Source organism: Microbacterium lacus (genome assembly GCF_039531105.1).
GTDB classification, from domain to species: Bacteria; Actinomycetota; Actinomycetes; order Actinomycetales; family Microbacteriaceae; genus Microbacterium; species Microbacterium lacus.
The window spans coordinates 2,547,076-2,567,567 of sequence record NZ_BAAAPK010000001.1 but is presented as its reverse complement, the minus strand read 5'-3'; the positions used below and the strand labels follow the sequence as shown (position 1 = coordinate 2,567,567).

Sequence of the window (20,492 nt, the reverse complement as noted above, 5' to 3'; positions counted from 1 at the left end):
AAGTGCAGGTGCTCGAGCTGGCCATGCGGGCGGTGAGGGGGCGCAGCATGGCTTCTGCCGGTTGACCTCGCGAGGTCCGTCGACCGTCTCGATGAGTGACCGCTCAGCGACCCCCTTTCGGACGGGCTCGGTAGGTTCGAGTGCATGTCGATCTCCCCGTACGTTGCCGAGCTTCGCGCGCGGGTCGGTCGCAACCTGCTGCTGTTGCCGGCAGTCACCGCGGTCATCAGGAACGGTTCGACGTTTCTGCTGGCACGCCACCGCGACTCCGGACTGTGGAGCCTGGTCGGCGGAAGCGTTGAGCCTGTCGAAGAGCCAGCCGACGCAATGGTCCGCGAGGTCCGGGAGGAATTGGGGGTCACACTGACCGTGGGCAAGATCGTCGGAGCCTACGGAGGTCAGTCCCTTGAAGCGGTCTACCCCAACGGCGACCGAGTCGCCTACGTCACCGTCGCCTACGAGTGCTCGCTCCCGACAGGCAACACCACCCTGGACGCCGATGAGCTTGTCGAGGTCGGCTGGTTCGACGCTGCGGCCATCTCCGCGCTCCCGCGACATCACTGGATCGACCGCATCATCCACGACTGCTCATCATGACCCGACAGCAAACCGAGTACAGCGCCAATCCCATGACTGCAGGCGCTGTCCACGCCTCTTGACGATGACCGAAGCTCGCTACGGTGGCGCCATGGACGAAGACCGCGACAATCTGCTTGCACGTCGAGAGATCCTGCGTGCTTACCTCCTCGTCCTCGAGCGCGCTGGTGAGCTGTTGCAGGTCTGCGCCAGCGTCGACGGCGATGCCGCGGCAGCACGGTCAGCGGTGATCGAAGCTTTCGGCGTCAGCGAGATCGCGGCCGACGCGATTCTCCATTTGCAGGTGCGAAGATTCACGCCGGCAGCCATCGAAGAGATCCGGAATGAACTGAGCGGCCTCGACCCTCGCCTGAGCCAATACTGACGCCCGCTGGTAGCACCGACGAGCTGCGTGTGCTCATCGACCGGCTATCGCGCTGCGCTCGATCGTCCGAGGTGCGTCATTGGTTAGTGTGGCGCTCGTGGCGCATGTCCTGATCACCGGCATGTCAGGGGCCGGTAAATCGACCGTGCTCGCTGCGCTTGCGCGTCGCGGGCTGCGGACCGTGGACACTGACTTCGACGGCTGGGTGCTCGACGACGGGACCTGGGACGAACCGCGAATGTCGGCGCTTCTCGCCGCGGAGACCACGGTGATCGTCTCCGGCACCGTCGAGAACCAGGGTCGCTTCTACGATCGGTTCGCTGACATTGTTCTCCTCACGGCGCCCGTCGAGATTCTCATGGAGCGCGCGACCCGCCGATCAGACAACCCGTATGGAACCTCGCTGCGGGACCAGAACGAGATCCGGGACTACGTTCGAACTGTAGAACCGCTTTTACGCGAGACTGCGACACTCACGCTCGATGGCCGCCGACCAGTCTCTGAACTCGCCGACATCGTCGAGCACCTTGCGGCAGGGTGATACACGAACGGCAAACGACCGCTCTGCGCGCAGTGCGCCGCACCTCGTGCCGACCGGTCGGAGTTTCGGGCGAGTTGACCTCCGCGCCGCTGAACAGAGCCGCAATGCGGATAGGGCGAATCAGGCTCCCCGAGGTCGCGGTTGCTGTACCAGCACTCTGCGGCGAGAGCGAGTCCTTGGCGGGTCTAGGGAAGGACCCGAGTTGCCGCCGGGCTGGCGATGGACATCGACCGCCCGGATTAGTCACCGCCTTGGCAGACCGGGGGCGCGTTCGCGATATCGTTCGGAGACCGCAAGCGTGAGGGGAACGCGAGTGCCAGTTCTGCAGCTTCGGGTACGACTCGTGCCCGACTCCATTGCTGTCGATGCCTTGTGCGCGGGTTACGAGGCAGGATCGTGGCGCGCCGCACATCTTGTCGAGGACATTTTCGATCGGCACCTGCTGACATTCGCCCTCACGTACTCAGAGGCGGCACGCGTTTCGAGCGCGACGGCCGTGCAATCGGTTCGCGATGCGGCCGTTTCGGTCTACTCCACCGACAAGTACCAGCGGCGAGGCGAGTTTGGCGAGTTACTGCTCCACGCCGCTCTCGTCGACTTCTACCAAGCGGAACCGGCGGTTAGCAAGATCTACTACGAGGATTCGTCGAACGAGGTGGTGAAGGGTTTCGACAGCGTTCACCTCGTTGGAGATGCGGACGGCGAGATTCGGATCTGGCTCGGAGAAGCGAAGTTCTACGGCGAGCTCACGTCCGCGATGACGAGCGCGCTTGCTGACATCGAATCGCATCTCGCGAGCGACTTCCTCCGCAAGGAGTTCATGTTCATTACTCGCAAAGTCGATGATGAGTGGCCGCATGCCAAAGCGTTCAAGACTGCTATCGCTAAGTCGCGCAGCTTGGACGAGATCTCAGACTCGATCGTCATGCCAATATTCCTCACGTACGACAGCGAGGCAGTCGATCGGCACGATGTCGTCGCCCAGGACTACGTTGACGCCCTGACGGCGGAAGTGTCAGAGGCGTTAGAAGCGTTTGAGTCCCGCCTGAAGAAACCTTTGGAAGTCGAGGTGCGTCTCATTTTGGTTCCGCTCAAATCGAAGGCCAAGCTGGTCGATCTCATGCACGCGAAGCTGCGCGCACTCCAGGGGATCTAGTGCCGGCCCCGCCAAGTGCATTTCGGGAGCTTCGCGAGATTTCTGATCTCCTCCTTCTGAGTGACGACGAACGTCCGGCAAGAGAACGGTTCATCCGATTCTTGGACAGGTTCGAAGCGTCGGGGCCGTTGGTGCCGGTGGTCGATTCGCTTGCTCTGCGATTGGGCTTGTACCCCTATGCGTCTCCGCTTGCCGGCGTGCACGACGAGGCGCAAGCAATGGAGCTGGCCTATCACTCACCGCGCTCTCTGAGCGGACGCGGATTCACCTTTCATTCCGAGCAGCAGCGCGTCTATGAGCGGCTAATGGACGGAGAGAGCCTGATTCTGTCCGCGCCCACATCCTTCGGCAAATCCGCGATCCTTGACGCGCTACTCCTCTCAGAGAGATGGGCGAACATCGTCGTGATCGTTCCGACGATCGCGCTCATCGACGAGACCAGACGTCGCGTCATCGACCTCGGGACGTCCTATTACGTCGTGTCGCACCCGAGTCAGACCAGGGGGCACCGGAACGTCTTCGTCCTCACCCAGGAGCGATTCCTGGAGCTGGATCCCTTTCCGGATGTGGACTTCTTCGTTATCGACGAGTTCTACAAGTTGGGAGATGGGGAGACCGACGACAAGCGCCGCGCGACGCTCAACATCGCGTGGCGGCAACTCCGAAACACGGGCGCTCAGTACTACCTGTTGGGCCCGAACATTGACTCACTCGGAGCGGGAACTGGTGAGGATCTGGCCCAGTCCTTTGTCCTCTCGGATTTCAGCCCTGTGGTGGTGGACGTCGAGGACCGATCGGAGGTCGATGACCGGCTCGTCGATATGAAGAAGTTTCTGAACAGCGACGCGGACGGCCCGAGTCTGATCTTCGTCAGCTCGCCATCGCGCGCTAGCCAAATAGCGCTGGAACTGGCGACCGGAGCCGCGGACTCCTTCGTCATCGACCTCGCTGCTTGGATCGGAGACAACTACGATCCCGAGTGGTCAGTCGCCAGAGCGCTCCATGGAGGTGTCGGCACGCACACCGGCCCTATGCCACGGAGCCTGCAACGCGCCATGGTGCGCCTGTTCTCTATGGGAAAGATCGATCGGCTGGTATGCACCACAACTCTGATCGAGGGTGTGAACACCGTCGCTCGCAACGTCGTGGTCTATGACAAGAAAATCGATCGGAAGCCGATTGACTTCTTCACGTTCTCCAACATTCGTGGTCGAGCTGGTCGGATGCTCAAGCACTTCGTCGGCCGCGTTATCTCTTACGCTGACAACCCCGAACCATCGCTCTCTGCAGTGGACCTGCCAATCGAGTCGCAGTCGGAAGCCGCCTCACTCGCCACTCTCATCCAGCTCGACGAGGCTGAGCTCACGCCGAACTCGCTCGAACGACTCAGCTTCGTTCTCAATCAGGACGTGCTGTCGATGGCGACGATCCGCAAGAACCGCGGCCTCGACCCTGAACTGCAAGTGCAGGCGGCGCGGGAGATGCGCAATGCATCGCGGAGTGAGTTCCAGCGTCTGTCCTGGACCGGGGCTCCCCGCTCCGAGGAACTCGCCGCGGTCGTGACATTCAGTTATAACGAGTTGCTGCGCGGCCGCGATCGAAGCGGTGACAACCCCGGGTCGTTGCTCGCGAAGCTAGGTGCTGCGCGTCGGTCGGAGGGCGATGTCCCATCGCTCGTCGCCGCTGCCATGCCATTCATTCGCCCCGGACAAACACGAAGCGACGTAGTGGACGATGTGTTGTCGTTTCAACGGAACTGGATGGGCTTCAAACTCCCGTCCGCGATCCGCGCTACAGCAACGATCCAGAATGAAGTATCGAAAGTCCGGGGCGAGCCTGCCGCAAACTACGAGTTCGCTATCCGCCAGATCGAGTCGCTCTTTCTGCCCCCGTTCATCGCGGAACTTGAGGACTACGGGCTCCCCATACCAGTGGGAGTTAAGCTCTCCTCCCTAGGACTTCGAGGCGACACGATCGAGGACGTCGTTGCCAAATTGATGGCGATGTCCACGAATCAAGGAGTCCTAGCGGCCCTCACCCGCGTTGAGCGGTGGTTCCTCTCGGACGTAGCCAAGGGCCTCGTGAACGAGAAGGTCACGTCAACTTCCTCTTCCTGACGAGCGTGATGTCGACCACTGCCGAGCGCTGCTACGGCGACCGGATCTTCACGCGGACGCCTTCTAGGCATTGGCTCGTCAGCCTTACCATCCTGACTCCCCCGCCTCCGCCAGCAGCAACAGCGAAAGTCATTTACATCGACGACACAGAGCCAGCCTGAGTCGCTTCTCGTGCGCGCTCGACGCGCAAGGATCCGTCTCATATCGAGTTCCGGGGAGCGGATCGCGAAACGACGGCCGTCGCACGATAACCGTCAGAGATTGTCGTTGGGCTTCGTATCTGCTTCCGCGTCGTGACGGTCAATCGTTCGTCGGAGGGCTTCGAGCCGGGCGCGATTCTTAACGGCCTCGCCGGTCTCCTCCGCCTGAAGCTCGGTCTCGATGCTCGATGGTTGGATCGACCAGGCTTTGACGAGCGGTAGAAGCTCATCCTGGCCCTCGTTGATCCTCGACGGATGCATCGCCATAGCACGCTCCTCCATCGTCATCGACTCCGCCTTGAAGTTCCGCTCGACGATCCGCCTATGCATCAAGTTCATCAGGCGGAGCCCGTTCTCCTCTCCCTCACGCTCCAGGCGAGCCTCGATCCGATGCTTACGATCCCAGACGTCGCGACCGTCGTCGTCCTTCGTCTCGAAGTAGACCCCGAACCGTGCCCGCCAGACCGCTTGCGTCGCCCAGTCGCGCATGTCGACGGCGATGCCCCGGCGGAAGCGTGCCTCCTTGGCTGTCCGGTCCTCTTCCCGATGTTCCTCGACGATGGAGTTCGCCCGCCGCGCAGTCCTCCAGGAGAAGACGGCGACGGCGACGGCGGCGACGGCGAGGACGATTGTCGCGATCGGGGCGAAGTAGTCGATCAGCGGGTCCGGAGTGAGTCGGTCGTCGAGGAGCGAGACGAGGTCGCCGAGGACGTCGGCGATCTCGTCGGCAGGGGTGGGAGTCGGAGCAGGCACGCCGTCCAGTGTGTCGGGGATGGCGTGGCGATGACGTTCCGACACACGTCAGGCAGCCGCCCCGCGTCGTCAGTCGGGGGGGCGAAGGGCAGCGCCTCAGAGCCCCATCGCACGCCCGCGGACCTCCGCGCCGACCCTTCGGGGCCGCGACCGTGTCGACCCAACTTCACTTCTCACCGGTCACCGCAGTCCGAATTCCGCCGTGTGGTTGCCGCGACGTTCCGCGCCCTCGTAGGGACTAGCTCCATCACGCCTTGGGTTGTGCTGCCCGGCTCCGCCGCCATCGCCGCTCCTGTACCAGCTGAGCGTTCACGGCGTCGGCGAGCCGCTTCCTCGCAGCAACCTCCGCATCGCGATGAGGTTCTGCCTCCTCGACAGGCACAGCCTGCTCACCCTCCTCGTGGGCTACGAACGCGAATTCGTCGAGCTTGGCTTCGAACGACTCCAGCGAGGATTGCCATTCCGTGAAGGCGTCTGAGACTTTGACGGACGCGTAAGCGCTCACGATCGCCCGCGCTCGAACGCGAACCGTCCGCCCCGGTTGCTCTGTCCGTCGGTGGGGCATCTCAGTGACAAAGTCCTCATGCGACGTCTCGAGCAAGTCGTAAGTCCGGTCGACCACCCACAGGCCGTATCGCTCGACAAGCTCCATGAGCTCCAGGTACATCTCGCTTCGCTTCGCCCGATCATCGCGGAGTCGTTGCTGTCGCCCAGTCGCGGCCGGAACGATAACGGCAAGGAGCGATACGAGGAGCGCCGCAATCGCTAGTCCGGTCGCGAGAGGGTCGCCAGACGAATTCGATGACCCCGCTGCAGCGACCAACATTCAGCGATCGTATCTACTCAAGCGCGGCTCCGGGATTGCCACCCTGGGGTCGCGATGGGCGGGCGCACGCATCTCAGCCCATTCGACAAGCCGCCGGATGTCGGCGCGGTCGCGACTCGGAATCTCCCGGGCGGCGGCCAGGCATCCAAGCGTGCAGGGGACGGGCCCACCTACGCGCATCGCCCGCTCGGGGTGGCGATGCAGCGCGTTTGGTCCCGTGCGCGACGTACCTCCAGCGTGCGCCGCCCGTTTAGGGATCCGCCATACTACGGTTGCCGGACCCGGCGAGGTTGCCACCAGGATCGTGATTATTGCGGCGCCCGCGTGAGAACGAGCTGGCGGCAAACTTCTACTCGCTCAGGTAGTAGGGCGGCGAATCCTCATACGGGTCGCCGAGATGATCGGTGACATCAACAAGTCGAGCCTTCTCAGTCTTGTGCAGGTCCGTGTAGTCGGGTGAACATCCGCGGATTTGCAGCACTCCAGCAGACTCAAGGTTGATGCGGTCGACAGTCTCCTGGCAATTGAAGGCAACACCGGGCGGGAAGTACTCGTAGAAGTTCGCGATGGCGCCAGCGCAATCAGCGTCACTCGCGGCAACGGGTGAGCAGAGCGCGAACGTTGTGCGCTCGGTGGCCGATAGGCCGCCCGGGATGGATATCCACGCCCCCGGCGACTCAACGCCGAGCTGCGTGAACGACAGGCAGTCATCATCATCCAACGCGCTGCACCAAGTTCCTTCGAGCTCCACAGGCAATTCCGCGACCGACGGCTCAGAAGGCGACAAGACTTCGGACGGCATTGCGTCCGCGGCACATCCGGTGAACGGAAGGATGGAAACAAGCGCGGCGACGGCGCCAATCGTTTTCATGCGGTAGTCCCCCAGTTTCGACAAGTTCGACGCTCAGCCGGAGCAGTATCCGGCGCTCCGGCGGGAGCTTAGCGGGCACGCCAGAACTGGTTAGCGAGACCGGCGGCCAAGACACGCCGTATGTCGCAAGCACACAGGCCCAGCGCGCTGCGAGGCGGCGGGGGTAGGGAGTCTCCCGCCTTTGGGGCGGAGCCCACAACGTCGGACGGTCCCACGACACCCACCAAGTGCTGCCGAGGCTGCTCGACTCACGTCCACTCGCGCGCGGTTCGCCTTCTTGTCCAGATCGGTGCTTCCTCCACCACTGCGAGCGCGGTGTGGTTCGAGGCCTATGCCGAAGCTCGGCCTCACGGCAAGCGCCGAGTGCGTTGCGCAAGTAGTCGACCTCGCCGATGGTGAGGCCTGCTTCGATATCTGCCTGCAGATCGTATAGGTGGCTTTAGTGCTCGATCTGCTCCTGGTTCTGCTTCTGTCACGAGTCGTTCTCGCCGCTCGGCGAGGCGCAGCAAGATCTCTACGCCGATGGAGGCGGCGACTCCGAGCAGCGCTCCAGCGATCAGCAACAGAAGTTGTGAACGATTCAATCCGCCTGGCTCAGACCACCGCGCAATACCGGAGTACAGAACTTGGACGTTTTGAGCGCTCCACTGAATTGAGTCGACGAACCGACCATTCCCCCAATCGATCACACTGTTGCTCGTCTGCTGCTCAACGCCTGTGCCCTCTGGCCCGTAGACCGCTTGTCGCTCTTCAGTCGCGGTCGCCTGAAGGGCAACAGCGAAGCTTGAACGCGCCGGAATAGTTGCCTCAACCGTTTTGAGCAGCGGGTAGTTGTAGTAGCTGAAGGGCGTACCGTCGCCTTCGTCCGCCCCGACGGAGATGGATGCCATCTGTGGCGATCGCGCAAGCCGCGCGTTCAATGTCTCGGAGCTCCAAGCCTCAATGGGCTTCCCCGTCAGCAGGAGAGACTCGCCAGGGCGGAGATGTGCGGTCAAGAGCTGATACTCGAGCTCGTGAAAACCGATCGGCTCATCCAATGCCTGGCAGCCGGAGGGATCACCGGCGGTTATCAACTCGTAGGCTGGCGGCGAATCCTGTTGAAAGTCCAGGCTCGGAACGACGTTCTCGAGCCTCGCGCCACACGAGAAAACGACGTAAGCGATTGCTGGTGCTCGATCTTGCCCGTCTCCGACGTGGGTGACTCGCAGACTAACCTGCCCGTCGGCGCTAAGCGTCCAGACAATGGAGAGCTCAGCCTCGCGGCGATCTGTCCATAGCTCAATCGAGTCCTTCTGATCGAGCGTCTCCAACGAAGGCTGTGCGATAGCGAGTAGGCCGCCCCATACTCCCGCGCCGAGGCTTGTGACAAGGATCGCTGCGACCAAGACGCGAGCCCAACCGGCCATCTCACGAACCCCCGACCGCGCGGCAGCCCTCGGCGCAACCAAATCGTTCTGGCGCTTGGTCCTGACATGCCTCGCTAGTCCCCATGATGAGAAGGTACCCAGTGTTGGTGCTGCCCTGGCTTCGGCACGTCAAGCAAGCTGCACTGCGCCGGTCGTTTCGCACCCGCTTGGGCTCACCGCCCGAATGCAGATCAGACCATGGTCGAGATCGGCGCCCTCGGCGAATCCGAGAGATCGTGACGCGCTACCACCGCGCTCTGACATGATGCCCTGGTGGGCAGCACCACAGGGGGGAGGAAGAGAGCGAGGCGACAATGCAGGACTTCCCGGAGGACATGCGATCGATGCGCGACGTGCTTGCGGAACGCCGGCAATACGGGTGGGGCGGACTGATTGAGTCCGGACAGCAGCATCCTCGCTACTGGCCGTGGGTTGAGCAGGTGGAGTCTCAGATGCTGCTCTGGCTGGACGGTGAGGAGATCGAGTACGTCGAGTTCGGCGTCGATCCGGTCGACGAGCGCGCGAGCGACCCCACAGCGGTCGTCCTGACCCGGCGAGTGTTGCTGAGGGTCCTTGTACGACGCGACCCTACCGCGCCCGGCGACGCGAGAATCAATTGGTGGCACGTCTTCAAGCGCGACGCGTTAGTTGACCTACAGGTAGACGCACAGAACGCGCTCCCGCATCTGTTTCCGTGGTCGAGGCGAATGAAGCTCAGCTATCCCGACCAGGTGTTTCCGACGTACATTCCGATAGACCTGGCGAGTGCAGGTGAGAGCTGGCCGACACAAGGGCGCGAGCTGTTCAAAAGTCTCCGCGATGATCTGTGGTCATCCGAGCTTTGACCGATACAAGTCGGACACGTAAGCCCAGCCTCCCGGTCGCCCGCCGAGCTCCCCGATTCGCGCACCGCCCGCTGAGGGATCGTTGTATCCGGCGCGATCCGACTCATGGCGCTCGGGCTATACGATCTGGTCGTGACCGACTTCGTCTCTGCGGCCGCAGACATCCGCGGCGACTACCGGTACAGCCTGACGCGGGTCTGGGATGCGTCGCAGCCGACAATTACGTTCGTGCTCCTGAACCCCAGCACCGCCGACGCGGTTGATCTGGATCCGACGCTGCGGCGATGCGTGAACTTCGCCAAGCGCGATGGGTTCGGAAGCATGATGATCCTCAACCTGTACGCGTACCGCACGCCAAGCCCCGCGGTGATGCTCGCGGCGTCCGATCCGGTTGGTCCCGAGAATGACCGTGTGCTGGCCAACGCAACTGGGACGGTGGTTGCCGGATGGGGAACGAACGCGAACCCCACGCGAGTTGCTCACGCGCTCGAACTGCTGCCGCCACTCAAGGCGCTCAAGATCACAAAGAACGGCCACCCGCAGCACCCGCTGTACGTCAAGGGCGACTCGCCTCTCGTCGACTGGCCATCACCAAGCGCGCCTTGACGCTCCACGCCGGCCTGAACGGGTACCCCCTCAACCGGGGAACGCCCGCACAGGGATCGAGCACGCTCGGCGGATTTGACCGCATCGAGCCTGCGACGACATGCTTCTCGGTGTGGCGCGACTTCTGCTGATTCTCGGTCTCGTGCTAGCGGTGGTTGTCGCGATGGTGGTCGTCGCTGCGATCGTCGCCGGCATCATCCTGCTCGTCCGATTCTTCTTGCGCCGCGCAAACGTAGCTGGCGGAGGCCAGTAGCGACAGCGGCGATGAGGACCGGATGTCCGGAGGTTTGATTCTCGGGCCCACGACGAAGCATCTACGCGCATCGCTCGTTTGGGGATCCGATCCTCGCGCTATGGGCGCGCGAACTGTCCGTCGGCTGGACGCGATGCGCGAGGACGGCAGCGCTCCGGTAGCGCGCCCACCCGTCCCCGTCGGGGGCATCCCATTGGAGACTTGCGCCCGCGCGATTGAGACGTTCGTGTTCGTCGTGCGTTACCCAACACTTCTGGATCATCCGATCGAAGATTTCGAGCAAGTGCTCCGGAGATGTGGCGGGGCCCCCAGCGATTGGCTCGACGCCCGAGTTCGAGCGCGGGTCAGCTTGCCTAGGGTCGACAAGTTCGATGATTATCCGCTTGAACGGGATCACATGCTCCACTACGCGCTGACGCTTCGGCAGCCGGATCGCAGCGTCAGTAGTGAACATCACCTCGTGCTCAGCGTCCAAGCCGCTCAGAATCGTACGGAGCCGGCTCGGATGGCCCCCGGATCCCTTCGACCACAATCGTCCGCCGGACACCAAGTGCGGACGCACTTCGGATTCGATGAAGTCGTAGGCCTGATTCGCGATCCGAAGGCGGCGCTCATCGTCCTTCATGCCGCGCATTTCACCATGCTCACATGATGAAGCGTCGCGCGCACTGCTTTCCGGGCAGCGAAGGCAATAGGGATGTCGAACGAGCGCGCTAGGTCCCGCAAGCGACGTCCCTCCACCGAGCACTGCCCGATTAGGGATCCGTTGGGGAGGACAACTCGGCATCAGCCTTGACTCGCTCGAGGCGATTGGTTGCGGTCCCGGGACGGCGCGGCGCGCCGTCGACGCAGATGAGGCCATGTACTTCCGAACCGCTCGCATAGCTCTTGGGGGGTGCTGGCGCGCGGGAACGGATGGCTACCTTTCGCAGACCCAGCCGTCGTTGTCGCGATCCTGATACCAGTTGTATTCAGGGTCCACCCCGGCCTGGTAGTCGCCGTAGCCGTTGTCGTTGGCCTCGCCGCAGGTGCGGAACTGCGGGTCAGTGGCTGGTGCAGCCGGTTCGACGAACGGCATGGGTTCGGCGGGCGCGGGCTCGGCCGGCGCCGGTTCCGGCTCTGCTGCGGGCTGAGCGGGCATCTCGTGCTCACCATCCAGGCCGATGTACTCCGACTGGAGAGGGTGGGTACCGTAGCCGTCGCGGCCGTTGTATCGAGCGATCGCCCAACCTGTGCTGAGCATGTGCGAACCGGCGTCCTGACCGCCGACTCTGACGTACCGAAGCAGCCGGCCGTACTGGTCGGTGTCGTCGCGGCCATCGACGGAGACGAGCGTGATGGGCCTGGCTCGCCTCCGTCTCCGGGGACCGTGTGAGCAGGGCGTTTGCGAGACTACCTGTCATCAAGAATCCGACGGCGGCGGTCGCGGTCACCCAGGTCGCGACCTTGCGGCTTCGGAACCGCAGCCACGTCGGCTTGTTGCGCACAAGGCCGACGATCCCCGTGATGAGCACGACGAGGAACAGGACAGCGAAGATCGGCGATAGGAGCACAGCGAAGCCGAAGACACCTGCTGCAATGACGATCCACGCCCACGGGGGTAGACGTCGCTTCGCCGGTCGAGGTCCGCCTGCGGGCGGAGGCGTGAGTCCGTCAAGTGGCGCGGTCGACTTCGGCATGCTCATCCCCCAAGATGCAGGGGACGGAGCTCCCCAATTCAGTCGACCCTACCTGTATCGGACTGCGCCGCCGAGTCCTCCTCAAGCGAGCCAATCAACGCGCCACAACAGCCACATTGGGCTACGTCGACCGCAACCGAACATCGTCACCACCAAACACAACGCGCCCGCAAGAGAATTCCAGACGCACGCGCTCACGAGCGCCCGCGAACCACCTCATTCCCGCAGCGCACGGATAGGGATCGGCGGATTCAAGCGGTCATCGCAACAGGACTGATCTGATGATCTCATTCGGGGTCTGAAACTCGAGGCGTTTGCGGGGGCGGTCGTTGAGTTCTCGGGCGACGGCATCGAGCTCTCTCTCGGTGAACCCGCCAAGGTTCGTGCCTTTTGGAAAGTACTGCCGCAGCAGCCCATTCGTGTTCTCGTTGATGCCGCGCTGCCATGGCGAGTGCGGGTCGCAGAAGAACACGTCGATGCCGGTGTCGATGCGCACTTTCTCCCAGTCGCGCATCTCCGGCCCTTGATCCCAGGTCAGCGCCCCGCGCAGCTGCACCGGAAGCTGCTGGATCTTCCTCGTCAGCGCTGGCGCGACCTGGTCGGGCTTGTAACCGTCGGGCAGGTGCACGAGCATCGTGAAGTTCGAATGCCGTTCCACTAGCGTGCCGATCGCCGACAAGTTCCCCGCGCCGATGATGAGGTCACCTTCCCAACTCCCCGGAACCGCACGGTCGCCCGCCTCCGGCGGACGCTCCGCGATGTTCACCATGTTCGGGATCCGGTTCTTGCGCTGCCCCACCTTCCGGCTGGGATGGCGCAGCCCCCGCCCGGTGCGCAAATACCGGGTCAGCTCCTGCTTCAACGCACCCCGGGACTGCACGTAGAGCGACTGGTAGATCGTCTCCGTGCTCACGTGCATCTCCGGGTCGTCGGGGAACTCTCGACGCAGTCGACCGGCGATCTGCTCCGGCGATCGACGCTTAGCCAAGTCAGCTTCCACCCTTGCACGCAGCCGCACGTTGGTCGCCAGCTTCGTCGGCTTCGGTCTGACCGCGCGGCCCATCGCGGCCATCTGCGCGGTCGACGCGCGATACCGGCCACGCACCGCGTTACGGGTCAACTCCCGCGAAACCGTTGACGGCGCACGCCCGATCCGTCGGGCGATCGAGCGCACCGATTCACCTGCGGCGATGCCGACCGAGATCTCCTCCCGCTCGGCGAACGAGAGATACCGGCCCTGCAGGTTCCGGCCACGCCGAGGCCTGACACCGCCGGCAGCGACGAGCATCCGTTTGGCCGTCGTCCGGTTCACCCCGATCCGCTCGCCCACCTCGCTCGCGAACTGCCCGACCTGGAATCCTTCCCACGCCAGCTGGACTACATCCAACCGAAACCTCAACGGCAACTCCGCCACAACACTCTCCATTCAGCAAGTGTTGCGACCACCGCAAGAACCCAAGGATCGCCAATCGGGCGATGCGTTGATTCAGTTACCGCGGTGACTATGGTGCGTGCCAACCTTGGGAGTAGCCCGCCAGCGATCCAGAACGGAGTGCGGCCGATGGTCTTCCGGAGCCCAATGCTTTCGAACGATGAGGTCGAGGAGATTTTCACGAGCGCTTACACCATCGCGATTGAGCAGGGGTACCCACCCCCCGAGGCCGCACGCATCGGAACGCGGGCTGTGGGCCGCGCTTCCGCGATTGCTGCGCTCCGCTACCTCGAGGCGGATGTCGACGCGTCTCCTGCGGTCACATGGACCGGTCCCGGTGGCATCAGGGACCGTCTCCACGGCGCACTCGGCACAATCCAGGATTGGTCGTGAGTGTCGCCATAAAGGAGCCGTCTACGAGACGGTTGTGCACAATCGCGTCACCAGTATCCGAGGAGGACCGTCCTAGGGGCCTTCGCGGTTGGTGCTCCCAGCCTTGAAGAACCATTTCATTGCCACGGCGAAGGTAGCCGCGTGACCGCACCGGCTATCGCCCCCCCATCGTTGCTCAGAACGTGTCCCAGAACCTCACTTGCCAAATGGTTGGGCGGCCGTCCGCTGCGTTCGGCGTGCAGCTGATCCACTTCGACAAGTTGATCGACTTAGTCCGGGAGAACCTCCTCCATTGCCCTGTATCCCAGTGCCCGACAGCCGGCCCCTCACCGAGCGCTGTGCGTGCGGGGATCGGAAACTCTCGCGCCATCTGAGCCTGCGAGGTGAGGAAAGAATTGACTTTCGGCGGTGATGCCGACGACGAAGTGGCGAGATCTTGAGCTCACTTGCACTGAGGAGTCTCGCTTTCGCCGGGTCGGCGTCGCTCCAGACCGTCCAGCGCCGCTTCAACGTCAGTCACTCGCGGCATCGCGCGGGCTAAGGCGAGCATCGTGCGTTGGAGGACGGGCGCGATAGCCACCTGCGCCATCCCGAGCAATACGGCGGTTGCCGCGACCGCCGTCCACAAATTCCCAAGATCACTGCCCCGTGCCAACGCCAGCAGTCCCACGAACTCAGCAGTAGCCATGAGCGCAACGCACGCGATCATTACCACCGGGCCAGTTAGGTGCCGTCGGACGAATAGCAGGTTCGACCACAACGCTGCTATCGCAGACCGCCAGATGCCACGGAGCTTCTTCGTCTGCACCAACTTGACCATGCGGGCGGCTTCGTTTGCCCAGAACTTCGCGGCGTCTTCGCGACTGAAGGCGAGGATGCGTGCCTCGACGACCAATGCCAGCAATAGAACCGGGATGATTTGGACGACTGCACTCCAGAACGCGCGTTGGTCTTCCGTCACGCTTTGCACCATAGCCCGATCCTTGGCCTGCGCCGACTAGGCCCGATGCTATTCGATCAAATCGAGCCCAGCGAGGTCGGGACGGGCGTCCTCGCGATAGCGGCGACGACATCGGCCGCCAGGCTGCCCTCGAACGACAGCAGCCTGGCGCCAGACGGGGCCGAGCACCTATGACCGCGTTCGGAACCTCCTAGTCTCGTGGCGCGCCCGAACGGCGACGAACGAGGAGGTCGTTGATGCATCGACGAGCACTCATCAACCCGGGCTGGCTTCAGAGGTGGAACTCGGGCGCGCTTGACGCTGATGCCAGCTTGCCGGTCTTTCAGCTCTTTGCTGTCCGTTCAGCGAGACTATTGTTCCCAACCTCGTCGCCGGGGCTCGGGTAGGAATGCCAAACGCACGCGCTCAGGCCGCCCGCGAGCCGCGTTTTCTGGGCACTGCACGGATATGGACCGGCTCGCGGGCGCGGGCAATTGCCGCTGACGGCGAAGGCTTGCTAAACCGTCCTCTGTCGGCCCATCAGCGTTAGGCCCGTAGTCGTAGTCCGAAGACCGCGAGCGAGAGATTCGAATCAGTGCGGGACTTGGTTCAGCTTGGCCGGCGTTCTAGGTGGTTCGGTCCTGCGGAGGCAAGCTGTTCGCCGCCCGAATTGCCCCAGCAAGGGACTGGATTTGGTCGCGAAGGCCCTCAGGCCACTCTTCCCAAGCGATCCTGTCTTCGGTCACATACCTGGCCACCGACATTTTGCTCGGCCGCGTCTTCTTGCCCTGGAAGGGTTTTCCTAATGGGGATCGGTAGTCGCCCGAGGGCATCGAGTACGTGTGATCGGGGTAGAGCTCTTCCACCGCCGCCTTGAGCGCGGTCCGAGGCACGTAGTTTTCTATGGTGTAGCCGGCCGTGACGAGCGCGGGCGCTGAAATCGCCTCGAGTTCAGCCAAGACACGGTTCTTTGTGGCATTCAGGTCGTCGGCCGCGGATGCTCTGTCCGAGTCGATTACCACCGCGAGATTTCGATTGATGCGGAGGAGGTGGATGAAGTCGCTTACCTCCTCGTCATCCGCCGTGAGATGGCTCAGCAGCGCCCCGCCATAGAACATGATCGAGTAGTGCGCTCCCTCTGTGAGACCGGGATCGCATTGTTCGAGCCAGTGCCTGACATAGAGGCGGTCGGAGGGCCCCTCAACCCACACAACGAAATTGGACTGGACGAGATCCGATGCCCGGTTGCCAAGGTCGGAAGCAACCCGCGCCAAATCGGCTGGCTTAATGACGGGCTGAGCAATCGACCATGTCTCGGGCATTTCGATGTGGGTGATCGTCGAGATCTCTGCGTTCAAGAGTTGAGCCGAGTGCGTTGACATTAAGTAGCGATTGCCTGTGTGCTCATGAAGGTAGGTGATTAGCTTCTTCTGAAGCGTCGGATGAAGGTGTACTTCCGGCTCCTCGATGCAAATCAGCTTCTCGCTGGTGGTCGTTGAGACGGCTGCGAGGAAGATCACCTCGCCAATGCCCGTCCCAACCTTGTCCAATTCCATCACCCCGCGGCGAGTCCGTATAAGCACCGTGTCCTTCGCGTCAGGGATCTGGATACCGGCCTCCGGGTCTTCTAAGACGTCCCGGACGAACGCTTGCAGCGCCTCAAAACGAGCGGTGTCTTCAGCGTGAGTCGCGAATCCTGGTCGTTCTAGGCGCGCCAACTGAGCCACAAGGCCGGCCCCGTTCCGGAAGTATTCCTCGCTCTCGCCCGAGGTGATCTCACGGATGGCGTCAACCCAGCCGACTTCGGGAATCCATTGCCACGGCCGCCACGCACGAAGGATGTTCTCGAGGTTCTGATTGGGATCACTAGACGCGCCGGTCGTAAGGTTGAGCGAAATCTGGTGCAGATGTCCGGTCACGAATGGCGTCTGCTCACGTCCTGCAGCTTCCGCTTGGTCACGACTCAGACGGGCTGCAAAGGCGCCGCCTGATATGTCCGGCAAGATCTCAAGATCGAGCCAAACTGTGTCCGCGAAACCTCGCGTGTATGCATCCGTCTGCAACCAGTTGCGGACGATCTCGTCATTGAACCGCATGGCAGTGCGCACAGATTCCGTCAGATGGAGTCCGATTGAGATCAACCGGGTTCGGTCGGTCTGCCAGCCAGCTGGCAGGTCGAGTCCGCCGGGGTAGAGCCCAACAAGCGTGCCTCGCCCGTCTCCTGCCCGCAGCGCCGTCAAGACATCTGCCATGAAGTGCAGCGCGTTCGATTTGCCCGTGTTGTTCTGTCCAACGACCAGATGAATCTTCGTCATCGGACCGAATACGGCAACGTGATCGTCAGCGCCGAACGATCGGTAGCCCGCGACGCCGAATCCCGCGAAGTCTGAAAGACCCATGCGGGAGATTCTGGCAGGGTCGTCGACTCGGCGAGCGGACCGACACCGAACCACGCGGCGGAGGACAGCCGCACGCGACACCTCAACCAAGGCCGTTCGGGCGTTACGTTATTGCAGAATGCGTTACCGAGCCATCGCGCTCAGCCTGGCATGAGCCATTCGCTCAGTTGTTCGGTCAGTTCTGTCTCAGGTAGCCCGCTTTCGATTCCGCGAGCAGACAAGTGCTCATCAAGGACAGCTGCGACGCTTATCGCTGAAACGTCGGGAGTCAGGGCATCCGCCTTCCGCAGCACCGTCAACATGTACACGACGTGCGGTCGCACAACGAGACGTCCAGCTCTTCCTGCGCTGTCGACGGCTTCGCGCGCGATAAGTTCGATGTCGTCGCGTGTGAGGGTTTGCAGGTCTTCCCTGCGACGCAACGCCTCGACGAGGGCTTCGATGGTGTGTTGCACCCTCGATCGAGACACGCGCGGGAGTCCCCGTTCGTATCGTGCAAGCTCCTGGACAACCGGTGGGAGATCTCCGCGTTCCGCTGCGCCAACCCAATCTGACTCCCAATCTTCCGGAACATTCTTCCCCAGCGGGTGCACGTATCCCGGAGGTGGTCCCGTCACCATGGCCGCGGGTGCCGCCGACTCGACGAACGTCTTGAAGGATCCGGTCCCACCCCATTCCGGAGCGATCTCACTTCCGAACTGTGAGACCAACAATTGCGAGATGCTGGCGAGTGGACGCGGTCGATCCAGATCCTTCAGGATCGAATTCAGAGCGGCACTAAGTGGAGCAAACATTTCGTTAGGCGCGCTAGCTGCAACAGTCGAGAGGTTCGTGGAGGGCGCAGACTTCGCCCCACCAGGCCTGCTTGATTCGCCCGCGACCGTCCGTGCGGCTTCGATGTCGAGCTGCTCGCGAACGTCCTGGGCAATGCTGTCCACCGCGGCGAGAAGCTCAGCCATACGCAGAGACATGCGTGTGATCCACTCTGGAACCACAGAACCCGGCTTGTAGGTGTCTTCGTGAGTGAGTTCTCCCCACCCGTCCTGGAGCAGGGTCCGCACCTGCACTTCGACGCGAACTGGAACATGAGCGCTCAGGCGAGGCACGAGAACCACAAGGTTGACATGGTAGGCCCGATACCCAGTCTCCTTTGGGGTCGCGAAATAGTCGCGAACTGACTTTGGTTCGACCGCCATCGGGACCGCGATTTCTTCCGCGTACAAAGGAAGTGCGCTGACAATCTCGGAGAAAACTTCGATGTCGGACAAGTTGTTACACACGAGCCGGATGCCAACGAGGTCGTCAATGACGTCAGGCACATCGGACCACAACGAGATCTTGCTCCGGTACTTCTCCAGACGAGTCTTCTTGTAAAGCCGTTGGGCAGACTTCACCCTCGAACCTGTGACCCGAAAGCGGCCTCGGTCGAGAGGCGGCACATTCTCGTCGAGAAGCTCTTCAAGCATCCGCAGGGCCGATTCCCGCGCGTAGTGCAACGTCGATGTCGTCAACTTGGAGTACCAGGTTTCGAACTCCGAGTAGGAATCCGAGTTCGTTGCTTGTGCCAGCTCGTCAGTCAACGCATCCCCAATGCTCAGATTCCGTGCTCGACTGAACTTATCGGTATGGGTCTGGTCGAGAAAGTAGGCACGGGTGTGTCATCCTCGGCGATGGAACGCGTGCGCACATCCGCTGAGTCGCAGACGACGATCTGAACTCGGTTCGGTGGACACTAGATCAACTCCGGCATTGTGGCGAGCACCACGAGGCTCAGCAAGCTGTGGCCCGCGAATCGACTGAAGATCGCGACGGCACAAGAGATTCGGCCGAGGTTTCGACATCGATGATGCCGTCCTCCTCGCTCAACAGGGGGGTCGACGTGGAAGGCGTTCCTGTCGAAGATCATGATGCGATTACTTCGACAGGGTCGTCACCTTTGGGGGACTCACTGGAGTCTGGCTGAAGCGTGACCGTCGGGAACGGGAATCTCGACCCGCCTTAGGCCGCCGTGAGTAGTCCGCGCTCTAGTCGTACTCGGCTGAGACGTTGGTGACGTTTCGGGGGTTGCGCTGAGGAGAACCTCCGGGGCTTAGTGGAAGTGCTTACGTTCCCTAATCTCCCCGGAGGTTCCCATGGCCCACGGTAGTGCTCGGTTGAATGTGTACGGACGGACCCTGTTGATAACTCGGGTCGTGCGCGATGGGCGCCTGGTCGCGCACGTTGCTCGAGAGCTGGGGATCTCACGTCAGTGCGCGCATCGTTGGGTGTCCAGGTTCCGTCTGGAGGGAGCGGCCGGGTTGGTGGATCGGTCGTCCCGACCACGGTCGATGCCGCGACGCACGCCGTTCGAGGTCGAGCAACGGGTCCTTCAGCTACGGGTCCAGCTGCGACAGGGTCAGGACCGGATCGGCCCCGCCGTCGGAGTGCCCGCTCGGACGGTCGGGGCGATCCTGCGTCGACACGGTGTTCCCCGGTTATCGGAATGCGATCCGTTGACCGGCCGGGCCATCCGCGCCTCGAAACAGACCGCCGTCCGATACGAACGCGCCCGCCCGGGTGAGCTGGTCCATATAGACGTGAAGAAACTGGGGCGTATCCCTGACGGCGGCGGGTGGCGCGCCCACGGCAGAGCCGCCAGCGACACGGCGGCCCATAAGCGGGCTCGGATCGGTTTCGACTACGTCCACTCGATGATCGATGACCACTCCCGGCTGGCGTACTCCGAGATCCACCCCGACGAGAAGGGCGCGACCTGCGCCGGGTTCCTCACCCGGGCTGCGGCGTACTTCGCGACGCACGGCATCACCCGCATCGAACGGGTCATGACCGACAACCACTTCAGCTACCGGCTCTCGAACGACTTCCAGAGCGTCCTCCGCTGGCTCGGTGCGAAACACGTCCTCATCCGCCCGCACTGCCCCTGGCAAAACGGCAAAGTCGAACGCCTGAACCGCACCCTGCAAACCGAATGGGCCTACCGGCAGATCTTCACCTCAAACACCGCCCGCGCCGACGCCCTGGCACCCTTCATCGAGCACTACAACGCTCACCGCCACCACACCGCCATCAACGGCACACCCCTCAGCCGCGTGTCACCAACGTGACTGCCGGATA

At 62.7% G+C, this 20,492-nt stretch carries 17 protein-coding genes; 8 read left to right on the top strand and 9 right to left on the bottom strand.

Annotation, left to right across the window (positions count from 1 at the left end; all coding sequences use genetic code 11):
* The first annotated feature begins 144 nt into the window (after positions 1-144).
* The 5 genes from ABD197_RS12280 to ABD197_RS12260 all read left to right on the top strand — a co-directional run bounded on the left by ABD197_RS12280 (position 145) and on the right by ABD197_RS12260 (position 4,775).
* A complete protein-coding gene (locus ABD197_RS12280) occupies positions 145-597 on the top strand; it encodes an NUDIX domain-containing protein (protein WP_344054926.1) in 453 nt (150 codons plus the stop codon).
* 91 nt (positions 598-688) lie between these two features.
* On the top strand, positions 689-961 hold the full coding sequence (locus tag ABD197_RS12275) for a hypothetical protein (RefSeq protein WP_344054924.1): 273 nt from the start codon (positions 689-691) through the stop codon (positions 959-961).
* 97 nt (positions 962-1,058) lie between these two features.
* The gene (locus ABD197_RS12270; RefSeq protein WP_344054922.1) at positions 1,059-1,502 is read left to right on the top strand and encodes an AAA family ATPase; all 444 of its coding nucleotides are present in this window, start codon (positions 1,059-1,061) and stop codon (positions 1,500-1,502) included.
* 343 nt (positions 1,503-1,845) lie between these two features.
* Positions 1,846-2,658, top strand: a complete 813-nt coding sequence (locus tag ABD197_RS12265) for a HamA C-terminal domain-containing protein (RefSeq protein ID WP_344054920.1) — start codon at positions 1,846-1,848, stop codon at positions 2,656-2,658.
* A 218-nt stretch (positions 2,659-2,876) separates the two neighbouring features.
* Positions 2,877-4,775 (top strand): DEAD/DEAH box helicase, encoded by a 1,899-nt coding sequence (locus ABD197_RS12260; RefSeq protein WP_344054918.1) that lies wholly within the window; start codon positions 2,877-2,879, stop codon positions 4,773-4,775.
* Between the two features lie 254 nt (positions 4,776-5,029).
* Here the strand turns inward: ABD197_RS12260 and ABD197_RS12255 are convergent, their stop codons facing one another.
* The 3 genes from ABD197_RS12255 to ABD197_RS12245 all read right to left on the bottom strand — a co-directional run bounded on the left by ABD197_RS12255 (position 5,030) and on the right by ABD197_RS12245 (position 7,449).
* Complete coding sequence (locus ABD197_RS12255; RefSeq protein ID WP_344054916.1) at positions 5,030-5,728, bottom strand: hypothetical protein; 699 nt, start codon at positions 5,726-5,728, stop codon at positions 5,030-5,032.
* Between the two features lie 247 nt (positions 5,729-5,975).
* On the bottom strand, positions 5,976-6,554 hold the full coding sequence (locus tag ABD197_RS12250; RefSeq protein ID WP_344054914.1) for a hypothetical protein: 579 nt from the start codon (positions 6,552-6,554) through the stop codon (positions 5,976-5,978).
* Positions 6,555-6,903: 349 nt separating this feature from the next.
* A complete protein-coding gene (locus ABD197_RS12245; RefSeq protein WP_344054912.1) occupies positions 6,904-7,449 on the bottom strand; it encodes a hypothetical protein in 546 nt (181 codons plus the stop codon).
* Between the two features lie 1,696 nt (positions 7,450-9,145).
* On the opposite strand from ABD197_RS12245, the gene ABD197_RS12240 reads away from it, so the two are divergent.
* Together ABD197_RS12240 and ABD197_RS12235 are read left to right on the top strand one after the other, a co-directional pair.
* Complete coding sequence (locus ABD197_RS12240; RefSeq protein ID WP_344054910.1) at positions 9,146-9,676, top strand: hypothetical protein; 531 nt, start codon at positions 9,146-9,148, stop codon at positions 9,674-9,676.
* Between the two features lie 132 nt (positions 9,677-9,808).
* A complete protein-coding gene (locus ABD197_RS12235; protein WP_344054908.1) occupies positions 9,809-10,282 on the top strand; it encodes a DUF1643 domain-containing protein in 474 nt (157 codons plus the stop codon).
* Positions 10,283-10,596: 314 nt separating this feature from the next.
* On the opposite strand, the gene ABD197_RS12230 is transcribed toward ABD197_RS12235, so the two are convergent.
* The 6 genes from ABD197_RS12230 to ABD197_RS12205 form a co-directional block, all read right to left on the bottom strand.
* Positions 10,597-11,169, bottom strand: coding sequence for a hypothetical protein (locus ABD197_RS12230; protein WP_344054906.1), 573 nt, complete (start codon positions 11,167-11,169; stop codon positions 10,597-10,599).
* Between the two features lie 285 nt (positions 11,170-11,454).
* Positions 11,455-11,778, bottom strand: a complete 324-nt coding sequence (locus tag ABD197_RS12225) for an excalibur calcium-binding domain-containing protein (protein ID WP_344054904.1) — start codon at positions 11,776-11,778, stop codon at positions 11,455-11,457.
* 695 nt (positions 11,779-12,473) lie between these two features.
* Positions 12,474-13,640, bottom strand: a complete 1,167-nt coding sequence (locus ABD197_RS12220; protein WP_344054902.1) for an IS30 family transposase — start codon at positions 13,638-13,640, stop codon at positions 12,474-12,476.
* Positions 13,641-14,481: 841 nt separating this feature from the next.
* Positions 14,482-15,012 carry a hypothetical protein gene (locus ABD197_RS12215; RefSeq protein WP_344054900.1) on the bottom strand — a complete coding sequence of 177 codons (531 nt, stop codon included), beginning with the start codon at positions 15,010-15,012 and terminating at the stop codon, positions 14,482-14,484.
* A gap of 593 nt (positions 15,013-15,605) precedes the next feature.
* Positions 15,606-17,378: an AAA family ATPase gene (locus ABD197_RS12210; protein WP_344054898.1), complete on the bottom strand. Its 1,773-nt coding sequence runs from the start codon at positions 17,376-17,378 to the stop codon at positions 15,606-15,608.
* Positions 17,379-17,518: 140 nt separating this feature from the next.
* A complete protein-coding gene (locus ABD197_RS12205; protein ID WP_344054896.1) occupies positions 17,519-18,958 on the bottom strand; it encodes a GTP pyrophosphokinase in 1,440 nt (479 codons plus the stop codon).
* 552 nt (positions 18,959-19,510) lie between these two features.
* Here ABD197_RS12205 and ABD197_RS12200 point away from each other — a divergent pair.
* Positions 19,511-20,482, top strand: a complete 972-nt coding sequence (locus ABD197_RS12200; RefSeq protein ID WP_344054894.1) for an IS481 family transposase — start codon at positions 19,511-19,513, stop codon at positions 20,480-20,482.
* Positions 20,483-20,492: the final 10 nt, after the last annotated feature.